The organism is Buttiauxella sp. BIGb0552 (genome assembly GCF_004366275.1).
Taxonomy (GTDB): Bacteria; Pseudomonadota; Gammaproteobacteria; order Enterobacterales; family Enterobacteriaceae; genus Buttiauxella; species Buttiauxella gaviniae.
In genome coordinates this window covers 264121-276582 of record NZ_SODY01000004.1, presented here as the reverse complement: position 1 = coordinate 276582, position 12462 = coordinate 264121, and the positions used below count along the sequence as shown (strand labels likewise).

Genomic DNA, 12462 nt, shown 5'->3' with positions numbered 1-12462 from the left:
CCAGGGGAACGGGTGACAAAGATGAGAAATGAAACTGTAGAGAAAAATACCATTATCGGCGTGGATGTCGGATCCGGAAGCGTGCGCGCCGGGATTTTCGATCTTTCAGGCCATTTACTTGCCCATGCGACGCAACCGATCACCACGTTTCGAAGCTCCGGTAAAAAAGTTGAGCAGTCGAGCAATGAAATCTGGCGGGCCGTGTGTCAGACCATTCGTGAAGTAGTAAGCGCTGCGGGTGTATTGCCTACGAGCGTCAGCGGCATTGGCTTTGATGCGACCTGTTCGTTAGTGGTGTTGGGGAAAGATGGCGCGCCGCTGCCCGTAAATGATGCGAACGAAGCCGAACGCAATATTATTGTCTGGATGGATCACCGCGCCACCGAACAGGCCGAACGCATTAACCAGACGCAGCATCCAGTTTTACAGTACGTCGGCGGCAAAATTTCACCGGAAATGGAAACGCCAAAAATCCTCTGGCTGAAAGAGAATCGTCGGGAGATTTACGACAACGCCTGGCAATTCTTTGATCTGGCGGATTTTCTTACCTGGCGTTCCACGGGCGATCTGGCACGATCGACCTGCACCGTGACCTGCAAATGGACCTATCTGTCCCATGAAAAACGTTGGGATCCAGATTATTTCCGCACCATTGGGCTTGATGAACTGGCACAGGAAGATTTTTTACGAATCGGCCAGGAGATCAAAGAACCGGGCACGCCATGCGGCCAAGGCCTAAGTGCCGCAGCAGCGGACGAGATGGGTTTACTGGTTGGGACACCTGTTGCTATCGGCATGATTGACGCCCACGCCGGGGGCATCGGAACTGCGGGTGTCGACAAAGGCGCTTTGCATAATCTGGCGTGGGTGTTTGGTACTTCCGCCTGCACGATGACTTCCACGCAAGATCCCGTTTACATTCCAGGCGTCTGGGGGCCGTACTACAGTGCAATGGTTCCGGGAATGTGGCTAAGCGAAGGCGGCCAAAGTGCTGCGGGTGCGGCAATCGATCAGCTTGTCACTTTCCATCCTGCGGCGGCGGAAGCCAAAAAACAGGCGCAAGCGCTTGATGTGCCGCTCCCGGTTTACCTTGCGGATTTGGCGCTGGCTAAAATCACCGATCCTTCCCGCGCGATAGAAATGGCTCGCGGCCTGCATGTGGTGCCAGAGTTTTTAGGCAACCGCGCGCCGTTTGCCGATCCGCAAGCTAAAGCTGTTATTGCCGGGTTAGGTATGGAGCGTGACCTGGATAACCTGATTGCCCTGTATGTCGCCGGGCTGTGCGGGATTGGCTATGGCCTGCGCCAAATTGTTGATGCGCAGCGTCAGCAAGGCGTAAAGACCGATAAAATTGTGATTAGCGGTGGCGCAGGCCAGCACCCGCTGGTGCGTCAGTTGCTGGCAGATGCCTGCGATTTGCCGATCATCACCACAAAATGCAGCGAGCCGGTACTGCTGGGGTCAGCCATTCTGGGAGCCGTTGCCGGAAAAGTGGCGTCAACCGTACAAGAGGCCATGGCCTCCATGACGCAATTAGACAGGCAATTTGAACCGCAAGAGGCGTATCGCCAGACACACCACGCCCGCTATGAAAGTTATAAACTTTTGCAGCAGACCGCTAAGGCGATTCGGGATAACTGATTGAGTGCTGATTTAGTACAGATACCCGCCCCGGATAAACATTCTCCGGGGCGGGCTGACGCGAGATGAATTACTCAGTCGCAGCAGCGTGCTGAGATTCATTCTTCGCATTGCGGGTCATCCACAACGCCAGTGCTTTAAGAGAGTCCGGCGTAAAGTCGTCACAGCGGGCTGTAATCTCTTCCGGCGACATCCAGCATACTTCGCTGACTTCTTCTTCCTGCAACGCAAACGGGCCATGAGAAACACAGCTAAACAGGCTTCCCCATACACGGCAGTTGGTGTCCTCAAAGTAGAACTGACCATGCTCGGCAAATGGCACACCGGCAATACCCAACTCCTCTTCAGCTTCACGACGTGCTGAGTCCAGCAGTTGCTCATCAGCCTGGACTACGCCACCAGCGGTAGCATCCAGCATGCCCGGCATAAAATCTTTAGTCTCGGTACGACGTTGCACCAAAATCTTACCCATGCCGTCATGCACAACGATATAAGTCGCGCGATGGCGCAAACGCTGCGCGCGCATTTGCTCGCGGCTTGCTTGCGCGATTACTTCATTGTCTTCATTGACAATATCTACCCATTCCATGCCAACAAAATGACTCTGTTCCGCCATTGGGGAAACCTTATTCAGGGCGCTCTTTGGCGCGTTAGATGTTCAACTCACGGTAAGTTACGGGGTAATCTCGACCTGTGCAATAACCCCAGCGTTATTCAGTGCGTGAACGCTCAGAACACCATCGTTTAGCATGCCATAACTCGCTTCAAAGCCGCCTTTAGGGATACTCACCGAGCCCGGATTAAAGAGATAGACAGTGTCTTGCTTCTCAGCCAGTGGAAGATGAGTATGACCAAAAACCAAAACATCGTTTTCTGCCAGTGGTGGCAATTTATCCGGGTTATACAGGTGACCGTGCGTCACAAATAAACGCTGGTCCTCCATCAATATTTGTTGCCAGGGTGCAGTAATCGGAAAATGAAGCAGCATCTGGTCAACTTCACTGTCACAGTTACCACGAACCGCGATAATTCTGTCTGCAATGCTGTTGAAGCGCTCAGCAACAGCGCCCGGATTGTAGCCCACCGGTAGCGCATTTCGCGGCCCATGATTCAGTACATCACCCAGCAATATTAACCATTTAGCACCACTGCGTTCGAAATGCGTCAGCACCTGCTCTGTTGCGGGTAACGATCCGTGAATATCCGAGGCAAACATCAGCTTCATAAAGCCCTATTCCTATTAATGGTAAGCGGAATTATCATAGCGAATTATGGGGCTAATCAGCCAGAATGCTTTGCGGAAAGTGCCAAGAAACGCTGCACAGAAGCCCGTTGCCACTGGAAGGCTGCATACTCTTCCAGCCGCTCAGGGACTTCATCGCCATTGAGAATCAAACGATTAAGCATCAGTGCCAGGTCGGTATCTGCAATCGACCACTCGCCAAAAATATTTTGTTGGCCGACAGGCAACAAATTTTCAACCGTCGTTATAAGCTTTTGAGTCGCAATCTGTCCTTTCTCCGTCAGCGGTGGTTTCTTCACGCCTGCGAAAACCACGTCGGTTGAACGCTCTTCACGAATTGGCATTAAATCGCTGCGGATCCAGGCCTGGATTTGCCGGGCACGGGCACGTTTTTCCAGGTCATGCGGATAAATCCGTTCCCAGGTTGGCGGAGCAAAACGCTCTTCAAGATATTCAGTAATGGCCGAGGATTCACTTATTAGAAAATCATCGACTTCTAAAGTGGGAACGCGGCGCGTCAAATCATAGCCTTTCCAGCCAGGTTGCAGGTTTTGCCCGCTATTCAGATCAATCGTTTGCAGGTTAAAGTTCAGGCCTTTCTCTTTGAGTGCAACGTAGACAGACATTACGTACGGGCTAAAAAAATTCGCATCGGACCAAAGTGTTATTGTCGGCTGGCTCATAATATCCCCATAATTTCGTTTCCCAGGCTATTGAACATATAGCGGAAAATGGCAACTGTCACCTGAGCAAACCTCATCTACGAAGCACTTTTTCCAAAAAGTCTATACTCCATAGGTTTAAGAAAAATACTGATATCAGGATGGGAATGACATGATTGACCTCTACTACGCACCGACACCAAACGGCCATAAAATCACGCTATTTCTGGAAGAGACGGGCCTGGACTACGCCATTCATCGTATTGATATTGGCAAAGGAGATCAGTTTCAGTCTGCCTTTTTAGCAATTTCTCCGAACAATAAAATTCCGGCGATTATCGACAACCACCCTTTGGATGGCGGCGGCCCACTAAGCTTGTTTGAATCCGGTGAAATCCTGCTGTATTTAGCGGAAAAGACCAACGAGCTATTAAGCAAAGACCTGCGCGAACGTGTCCACACCCTGCAATGGCTATTCTGGCAAGTGGGTGGCTTTGGCCCAATGCTTGGTCAGAATCATCACTTTAATCACTTCGCCCCACAGCCCGTACCCTACGCCATTGAGCGTTACCAGGTTGAAACCCAACGCTTGTACGGCGTTCTGAATAAGCAGCTTGAGAAAACTCCATGGCTGGGCGGTAACGAATACAGCATTGCTGATATTGCGACTTATCCATGGACGGTTTCCCATGAACGCCAACGCATCAATCTGGCGCACTTCCCTGCCGTTCAAAATTGGTTTGAGCGTATCCGCTCGCGCCCGGCAACCGAACGCGCCTATGAGAAAGCGCAGCAAAACTAAACCCTGCGCGCCCGATATGGCGCGCAATTTTTTTCCTCATCTAATTTGGGTATAGTCTGCGATGGAAAATAACTACATGGAGCACACCTGCAATGTCCCCACAACCAGACGCGATTATTCGAATCAAAAATTTACGCCTGCGCACTTTCATTGGGATCAAAGAAGAAGAAATTGCCAATCGCCAGGATATTGTCATTAACGTCGCCATTCATTACCCAGCGGACAAAGCCCGCGCCAGTGAAGATATCAACGACGCGCTGAATTACCGCACTATCACTAAACAAATCATCCAGTTAGTCGAGAACCATCGCTTCTCATTATTGGAAAAATTAACTCAGGATGTGCTCGACATCGCATGCGACCATCCGTGGGTATCTTATGCTGAAGTAGAAATCGATAAACTTCACGCGCTGCGGTATGCCGACTCGGTATCAATGACCATGAGTTGGTGCAAGTAAGCGCAATCAACTGGAGACGAGCATGCAGATACTGATTACCGGCGGAACCGGTTTGATTGGCAGCCATCTGGTACCACGCTTGCTGGAAGTAGGGCATGATGTCACGGTCGTCACCAGAAATCCCGACAAAGCGCGAACGCTTTTTGACCCCAAAGTCACATTCTGGAAAGGGTTGAACGACCATCAGAATCTTGATGGATTCGATGCGGTGATCAATCTTGCAGGCGAACCGATTGCCGATAAACGCTGGACCGAGTCGCAAAAACAGCGCTTGTGCCAAAGCCGCTGGCAAATCACCGAACGCCTGGTTGAGATGTTTAAAGCAAGTCAGACGCCGCCATCGGTGTTTATTTCCGGTTCTGCCGCAGGGTATTACGGCGATCTCGGTGAAGTGGTGGTTAACGAAGATGAACCGCCACACAACGAATTTACCCATAAGCTGTGTGCCCGTTGGGAGCAAATTGCCTGTGGTGCGCAGAGCGAGCACACGCGAGTCTGCCTGCTGCGTACCGGCGTAGTGTTAGCCCCCAAAGGCGGGATTCTGGCAAAACTGCTGCCGATATTTCGTTTAGGTTTGGGTGGGCCAATGGGTGATGGGCGGCAATATCTGGCGTGGATTCATATCGACGATATGGTGAACGGCATTTTGTGGCTGTTGGATAACGACCTGCGCGGGCCGTTTAACTTGGTTTCGCCCTATCCGGTTCGTAACGAACAGTTCTCTCATGCTCTCGGCCATGTACTGAATCGCCCGGCATTTATACGCGCACCTGCAACAGCCGTCAGAATGATGATGGGTGAATCGTCGGTGTTGGTATTAGGCGGGCAACGCGCGTTGCCAAAGCGGCTCGAAGAATCCGGGTTTGGCTTCCGTTGGTATGATCTGGAAGAGGCACTGGGGGATGTAGTGCGTTAATATTCAAGTCCCGCCGCAACGGCGGGACTTTCAGTATTATTTCAACGAGCCCGACAAAAACTGCTGCAAACGGGCGCTTTTCGGGTTCCCGAATAACTCCTCCGGCGTCCCCTCTTCCTCGATTAAGCCCTGATGCAAGAAAATTACATGGTTGGAAACGTGGCGCGCAAAATCCATCTCGTGCGTGACCACTACCATCGTTTTCCCCTCTTCGGCCAGTTTCTGCATAATACGCAGCACTTCGCCTACCAGTTCAGGATCAAGCGCAGAAGTCGGTTCATCGAACAACAACACTTCAGGTTCCATCGCCAGTGCGCGGGCGATAGAAACACGCTGCTGCTGGCCGCCGGAAAGATGCACCGGGTATTTAATCTGCTGGCGCTCGTCGATACCCACTTTCGCCAGATATTTAATCGCACGCTCTTTCGCTTCTTGCTTGCTCAGACCCAGCACCTGAATCGGCGCTTCCATGACGTTTTCCAGCACCGTCATGTGGCTCCACAAGTTGAAATGTTGGAACACCATCGTCAGGCGTGTACGTAGCAAACGGAGTTGATTTTTATCGGCAACTTTCAGCTGCCCATCGGTATCGCGCACCAGGTTAATATTCTGGTTATTGACAACAATCGTCCCTTCGCTCGGTTTTTCGAGGAAGTTAATGCAACGCAAAAAGGTACTTTTGCCTGAGCCCGATGAACCAATGATGCTTATCACATCACCAGCATTAGCCTGTAAAGAAACGCCTTTGAGCACTTCATGTTGGCCATAGCGCTTGTGCAGATCGGTAACGCTTAATTTTTTATCAGTCATCGTTGAACACTCAATGTGTTGAGCTTGGTTTAATATGCTGCAACCAGCGTTGCTCAGCCTTACGGAACAATCTAATCAGCACATAAGAAATACACAGATACAGCACTGCTGCAATCCCAAAAGCGGTAAACGGCTGGTAGGTTGCGGAGTTGATATCGCGGGCGATTTTCAGCAAATCCGGCACCGTGGCGGTAAACGCCAGTGCTGTGGAGTGCAGCATCAAAATCACTTCGTTGCTGTATGCAGGCAGCGCGATACGCAGCGCAGAAGGCAAAATAATGCAGCGGTACATTTTGAATGGCGAGAAGCCATATGCGCGCCCGGCTTCAATTTCACCATGCGGTACAGCACGGATAGCCCCGGCAAAGATTTCGGTGGTGTACGCACAAGTATTCAGCGTCAGCGCCAGCACCGTACAGTTCAGGCCGCTGCGGAAAAACTCATTGAGCAGCACAGTGCCTTTCACCACTTCCAGTGTGTACATGCCGGAGTAGAACACCAGCAACTGCACATACAGCGGTGTGCCACGGAAAATGTAGGTGAACAGCCAGATTGGGAAGGCGATAAATTTGTTGCTTGAGACGCGGCCAATGGCCAGAAACAGCGCCATAATCCCGCCCATCACCACCGAGGAAATCAACAACCACAGCGTAATGGCAACCCCTGTAAACCGATAGCCATCAGTCCACAGCAGCGCCTTCCAATATTCGTGGAAAATATCCATCATAGCTCAGCCCTCTTCACGCCAACCGAGTAACGGCGTTCAAGCCAGAGCAACACACCATTCGATACCGTGGTAAAGAACAGGTAAATGATCCCGGCAACAATCGCAAAGTAGAACGGCTGCCAGGTGCTTTTCCCGGCAAGCTGCGTGGCTTTCACCACATCTTCCAGCCCTAACAAAGAGACCAGCGCGGTAGCTTTTAAAATAACCTGCCAGTTGTTACCAATGCCCGGTAGCGCGTAGCGCATCATGGCCGGGAAGAGAATGCGGCGGAAAGTTTGCGAACCGGTAAAACCAAAGGCAGTTGCCGCTTCAATGTGCCCTCTCGGAACAGCCATAAAAGCGCCACGGAACGTTTCGGTAAAATAGGCACCGTAGATAAAACCAAGGGTAATGATACCGGCGACCATGGGGTCAATATCAAACTGAGCAACGCCAAGCGAGTCGGTTAACACATTGAGTGCCATTTGCAGGCCATAGAAAATCAGCAGCATCAACACCAGATCGGGCACACCGCGAATCAGCGTGGTGTAGCCTTCAAACAGCATGGCTAACGGGCGATTTTTGGACAACTTGGCACCAGCTCCCGCCAGGCCAATAATAACGGCGAGGATAACGGAGCTTAGCGCCAGTTCCAGCGTGACGACAGCCCCTTTAAAAATGACTTCTGAAAAACCGTACAGCATGGTGCGTATCCTGTCGTCAGTGTCTGCACAAACTTAACCTGCCCGTGTCGGGCAGGTTTAACCACTGGTGACTGTTAACCACCGTAAACATCGAAGTCGAAGTATTTCTTCGCTAACTTCTCGTAAGTTCCGTCTTTGCGCATTTCAGCAAATGCTTTGTTCAGTGCTTCACGCAGCTCGGTATCGTCTTTACGCAAACCCATACCGGTGCCAACACCAAACAGTTTGTCGTCTTTAACTGATGGACCACCGAACTGGTAATTAGCGCCTACCGGTTGTTTCAGGAAGCCTTCGCTCGCAGCCACTTCATCCTGGAATGCAGCGTCAATTCGGCCTGCCGTCAGGTCAGCGTAAATAGAGTCCTGGCCTTGGTAAGAGACAATTTCGATGCCTTTCGGTGCCCAGTGCTCATTACCGTAGGTTTCTTGCGTAGTGCCTTGCAGCACACCGACACGCTTACCTTTCAGAGACTGAAGAGTGGGTTGAATCGGCGAACCTTTCGCGACCACTAAACGCGAGTCTGCAGCGTACAGTTTGTCGGTGAAGGCAATTTCTTGCTGGCGTTTTTCAGTAATAGAAAGCGACGACATAATCGCGTCGATTTTTTTCGCTTTCAACGAGGGGATCAACGCATCCAGTGGGTTTTCCACAAAGGTACAATTAGTTTCGATGCGTTTGCAGAGCTCTTTTGCCAAATCGATATCAAAACCGACTAATTCCCCTTGAGCGTTTTTCGACTCAAACGGTGCGTAAGTTGGGTCAGTACCAATACGTACATTTTTAGGAATTGCGGCGAAAGCTGTGGAAACACTGGAAAATGCCAGTACCAAAGAAAGAGCGATGATCTGCTTGTTCATAATTATCCTCGAGTAGACCGTATATTTTGCGCGATTGCTTTTTAACCGGATAAAATTGCATGTTTCATGCCAATTTATGCATACCAATATAGTGTTTTTTCAAGCGGATGGCGCGCCCTGTTTCAGGAGCACTTTCACTTGAAAAGCATGCCGCACCAATAGGATGCAAGTAAAACACCATTTTGGTGCATCAGCAATAATTTGCACTAACGGAGTGCAAGCAGCTTCAGGTTAGATTGCAATTCTATTCAGCCCGACTATGAAAGCCATAACCGGGCTACAGACTACGGGATAAGGTTATTCACCGTAAACATTAAAATCGAAGTACTTCTTAGCAAATTTGTCGTAAGTACCGTCTTTACGCATTTCTGCCAGCGCTTTATCGAAGGCCGCTTTCAGCTCTACGTCATCTTTACGCAAACCAATACCAGTACCGTCACCAAAGTACTGTTTGTTTTTCACAGATGGGCCAGCAAACTGATAGCCTTTACCCGCAGGCAGTTTCAGGAAGCCTTCGCTCGCAGCAGTTTCATCCTGGAATGCCGCATCAAGGCGGCCAGCAGCCAGGTCGGAATAGATCAGATCCTGGTTAGCGTAAGGCACCACATCAATACCTTTGCTACGCCATTCAGCGTTGGCATATGCTTCTTGGGTAGAGCCTTGCAACACACCAATGTGCTTGCCTTTGAGTGACTCAAGAGTTGGCTGAACCGGAGAGCCTTTAACGGCAATCAGGCGTGAATCAGCAGCGTAAAGTTTGTCTGAGAAGGCAATCTCTTTCTGGCGCTTTTCAGTAATGGAAAGCGAGGAGATGATACCGTCGATTTTCTTCGCTTTAAGCGATGGGATCAGTGCATCAAAATCGCTTCCTACCCACGTACATTTAGTATTGATGCGTTTACACAACTCATTGCCGAGATCGATATCGAAACCAACAAAATCCCCTTTCGCGTCTTTAGATGAGAACGGTGCATATGTGGTGTCCGTACCAAGACGAATGCTCTGCGGAATGGCTGCGAAGACACTTGCGGTGGCACTCAGGCCAAGCAGTAATGACAGAGCGAGAACTTGCTTTTTCATACATAACCCTCAGGTGGCTGATCTTATTATGTGTAACGTCGTGTTGTGTTTGCTTTGTGTTGCAGACCAGAGTTGCAGTTCCCATGCCACTTTTTCTTGCGTGGAAGAAAGTGCGCGGCTTTGTGTTAAATAAAAGTTACAACTCTGTCACGAGAATGAAAGATAGCAGGTCTGGTATGAGGGAAAAGCATTAACGGTGGAAAATAGCGGATAAATGTTCTGGAAGTGATCGGGGTTACAAAATCGCCCCATTTTGAGGCGAAGGGTTTTGTGATGCACCACACTGGCGCAATATTTATGCGCCGTTCCAGCGGGTGAACAAGTCCTGTGGTAGCTCAATATCAAACTGGTCGAGTACCCGATTGACCGTCTGGTCGATGATGTCCTGCACGCTTTGCGGGCGATGATAAAACGCCGGCATTGGCGGCATAATCACAGCACCTAATTCGGCGGCCTGAGTCATTAAACGCAAATGACCAAGATGCAGCGGCGTTTCGCGCACGCAAAGCACCAGCGGGCGGCGCTCTTTCAGCACCACATCTGCCGCACGCGTCAGTAGGCCATCGGTATAGCTATGGACAATGCCAGAAAGGGTTTTAATCGAACAAGGTAATATCACCATGCCGTGCGTCTTAAAAGAGCCTGAAGAGAGGCTGGCGGCGATATCACGGGCGTCATGAACCACATCAGCCAGAGCCTGAACTTCACGCAGGGAAATATTGGTTTCTAAGGCAAGGGTCTGGCGAGCAGCGTTACTCAGAATGAGATGAGTTTCGATATCGGGTAATTGTTGCAGTACCTGAAGTAGTCGCACACCGTAGATTGCACCACTGGCACCTGAAATTCCAACAATTAACCGTTTCATATTTTAGTTCGCCCGAGGAGTTTATCTGGGCTGACTTTGCCGCAAGATGGGCAGGGATGCAAGAAATGGTAACCCTCTCCTTCCGGGAGAGGGTTAAGGTGAGGATGGCTTTAACCCTCGTTGTGCATCTCTAAGTTTTCCACTTCATTCTGACGGGCAATCGCTTGTGAATCGTCATTACGCAGTGACTCAAGATATTCAAGGTATTCGTGATCCACATCTTTGGTCACATAGATACCGTTGAACACCGAGCATTCAAACTGCGTGATATCCGGATTCTCAACGCGTACAGCCTCAATCAGATCGTTCAGATCCTGGAAAATAAGACCATCGGCGCCAATCAACTGACGGATCTCGTCAACTTCACGGCCGTGAGCAATCAGTTCGTTAGCACTTGGCATGTCGATGCCGTATACGTTCGGGAAACGAATTTCCGGTGCCGCTGACGCGAGGTAAACTTTCTTCGCACCGGCTTCACGTGCCATTTCGATAATTTGCTCAGAAGTGGTACCACGCACGATGGAGTCATCCACCAGCAGAACGTTCTTATCGCGGAACTCAGCACGGTTAGCGTTGAGTTTACGACGTACAGATTTACGACGCAGCTGCTGGCCCGGCATGATAAAAGTACGGCCAACGTAGCGGTTCTTCACGAAGCCTTGGCGATATGGCTTGTCGAGAATACGCGCGATTTCGAGCGCGATATCGCAGGATGTTTCTGGAATCGGGATAACCACATCGATATCCAGATCTTCCCACTCGCGGGCAATTTTCTCACCGAGTTTTTTGCCCATCTCAACGCGTGCGCTGTAAACGGAAATCTTGTCGATAAAGGAGTCCGGACGCGCGAAGTAGACGTATTCGAATAGGCAAGGGTTGCTGGTTGGGTTATCAGCACACTGGCGGGTGAACAACTGCCCTTTCTCAGTGATGTATACCGCTTCACCCGGTGCGATATCACGCAGGAATTCGAAGCCCAGGGTATCAAGCGCAACGCTTTCGGAAGCCACCATATATTCAGTGCGACCGTCGTTCAAATCACGCTTGCCCATTACGAGTGGGCGGATGCCGTTTGGATCGCGGAAGGCAACCATACCGTGGCCGATAATCATCGCAACACAGGCATAAGCACCACGAATCTGGCGGTTAGTCGCGGCAATGGCGGCAAAAATGTTGTCTGCTTCCAGAGGATAGTTGCGGAAGTTATCCAGCTCACTGGCGAAAATATTCAGCAGGATTTCAGAATCGGAAGTGGTGTTAATGTGACGACGCTTTTCTTCGAACAGCTTCTGGCGCAGTTCGTGGGCGTTAGTCAGGTTACCGTTGTGTGCAAGGGTAATGCCGTACGGAGAGTTAACATAGAAAGGCTGGGCTTCAGAAGCGCTGGAACTACCCGCTGTAGGGTATCGCACATGACCAATGCCCATGTTTCCTTGTAAGCGTTGCATGTGAATGGCACCAAATACATCACTCACCAGTCCATTAGCTTTGCGTAGACGAAAACAGTTTAAAGCATCAATGGTGACGATGCCTGCGGCATCTTGTCCACGATGCTGAAGCACCGTTAACGCATCATAGATAGACTGGTTTACCGGCATGAAACCGGCGATACCGACAATACCGCACATGTTGTCTTTTCCTCATCGTGAGTCTGTTTTTCTGGCGTTAATTGAAAATAAAATAGCCAGAAAAATCAGACTCTAAGCCATAACCCCCGC

General features: G+C 50.4%; 14 protein-coding genes. 4 read left to right on the top strand and 10 right to left on the bottom strand.

Translation table 11 applies throughout. From position 1 onward, the window contains the following. Positions 1–21 precede the first annotated feature (21 nt). Entirely contained in the window at positions 22–1641 is a 1620-nt protein-coding gene (locus EDF88_RS13420; RefSeq protein ID WP_064512720.1) for an FGGY-family carbohydrate kinase, read from the top strand. A 70-nt stretch (positions 1642–1711) separates the two neighbouring features. Here EDF88_RS13420 and yfcD read toward each other — a convergent pair whose 3' ends face one another. Genes yfcD through yfcF form a run of 3 tightly spaced genes read right to left on the bottom strand, consistent with a single transcriptional unit; the run spans position 1712 to position 3567 of the window. After that, positions 1712–2257: an NUDIX hydrolase YfcD gene (gene yfcD, locus EDF88_RS13415; protein WP_064512722.1), complete on the bottom strand. Its 546-nt coding sequence runs from the start codon at positions 2255–2257 to the stop codon at positions 1712–1714. 57 nt (positions 2258–2314) lie between these two features. Next, complete coding sequence (gene yfcE / locus EDF88_RS13410; protein WP_134185141.1) at positions 2315–2866, bottom strand: phosphodiesterase; 552 nt, start codon at positions 2864–2866, stop codon at positions 2315–2317. Positions 2867–2922: 56 nt separating this feature from the next. After that, a complete protein-coding gene (gene yfcF / locus EDF88_RS13405; RefSeq protein ID WP_134185139.1) occupies positions 2923–3567 on the bottom strand; it encodes a glutathione transferase in 645 nt (214 codons plus the stop codon). A 151-nt stretch (positions 3568–3718) separates the two neighbouring features. On the opposite strand from yfcF, the gene yfcG reads away from it, so the two are divergent. The 3 genes from yfcG (at position 3719) to EDF88_RS13390 (ending at position 5722) form a co-directional block, all read left to right on the top strand. Next, positions 3719–4348, top strand: a complete 630-nt coding sequence (yfcG, locus tag EDF88_RS13400) for a GSH-dependent disulfide bond oxidoreductase (protein ID WP_134185137.1) — start codon at positions 3719–3721, stop codon at positions 4346–4348. A 92-nt stretch (positions 4349–4440) separates the two neighbouring features. Continuing rightward, positions 4441–4806 (top strand): dihydroneopterin triphosphate 2'-epimerase, encoded by a 366-nt coding sequence (gene folX / locus EDF88_RS13395; protein ID WP_064512730.1) that lies wholly within the window; start codon positions 4441–4443, stop codon positions 4804–4806. 22 nt (positions 4807–4828) lie between these two features. Next, the gene (locus EDF88_RS13390) at positions 4829–5722 is read left to right on the top strand and encodes a TIGR01777 family oxidoreductase (protein ID WP_134185135.1); all 894 of its coding nucleotides are present in this window, start codon (positions 4829–4831) and stop codon (positions 5720–5722) included. A 36-nt stretch (positions 5723–5758) separates the two neighbouring features. Here the strand turns inward: EDF88_RS13390 and hisP are convergent, their stop codons facing one another. From hisP to purF, 7 genes are all read right to left on the bottom strand, one after another. Further along, positions 5759–6532, bottom strand: coding sequence for a histidine ABC transporter ATP-binding protein HisP (hisP, locus tag EDF88_RS13385; protein WP_034458841.1), 774 nt, complete (start codon positions 6530–6532; stop codon positions 5759–5761). 10 nt (positions 6533–6542) lie between these two features. Beyond that, positions 6543–7259: an ABC transporter permease gene (locus tag EDF88_RS13380; RefSeq protein WP_064512733.1), complete on the bottom strand. Its 717-nt coding sequence runs from the start codon at positions 7257–7259 to the stop codon at positions 6543–6545. Continuing rightward, positions 7256–7942, bottom strand: a complete 687-nt coding sequence (locus tag EDF88_RS13375; protein WP_134185133.1) for a histidine ABC transporter permease HisQ — start codon at positions 7940–7942, stop codon at positions 7256–7258. Before EDF88_RS13375 ends, EDF88_RS13380 begins: the two co-directional genes overlap by 4 nt. Positions 7943–8016: 74 nt before the next feature. Beyond that, positions 8017–8799 carry a histidine ABC transporter substrate-binding protein HisJ gene (hisJ, locus tag EDF88_RS13370; RefSeq protein ID WP_034458847.1) on the bottom strand — a complete coding sequence of 261 codons (783 nt, stop codon included), beginning with the start codon at positions 8797–8799 and terminating at the stop codon, positions 8017–8019. A 297-nt stretch (positions 8800–9096) separates the two neighbouring features. Beyond that, positions 9097–9879 carry a lysine/arginine/ornithine ABC transporter substrate-binding protein ArgT gene (gene argT, locus EDF88_RS13365; protein WP_064512740.1) on the bottom strand — a complete coding sequence of 261 codons (783 nt, stop codon included), beginning with the start codon at positions 9877–9879 and terminating at the stop codon, positions 9097–9099. 295 nt (positions 9880–10174) lie between these two features. Then, positions 10175–10744 (bottom strand): UbiX family flavin prenyltransferase, encoded by a 570-nt coding sequence (locus tag EDF88_RS13360; RefSeq protein ID WP_134185131.1) that lies wholly within the window; start codon positions 10742–10744, stop codon positions 10175–10177. A gap of 110 nt (positions 10745–10854) precedes the next feature. Beyond that, positions 10855–12372 (bottom strand): amidophosphoribosyltransferase, encoded by a 1518-nt coding sequence (gene purF / locus EDF88_RS13355; protein WP_064512741.1) that lies wholly within the window; start codon positions 12370–12372, stop codon positions 10855–10857. Positions 12373–12462: the final 90 nt, after the last annotated feature.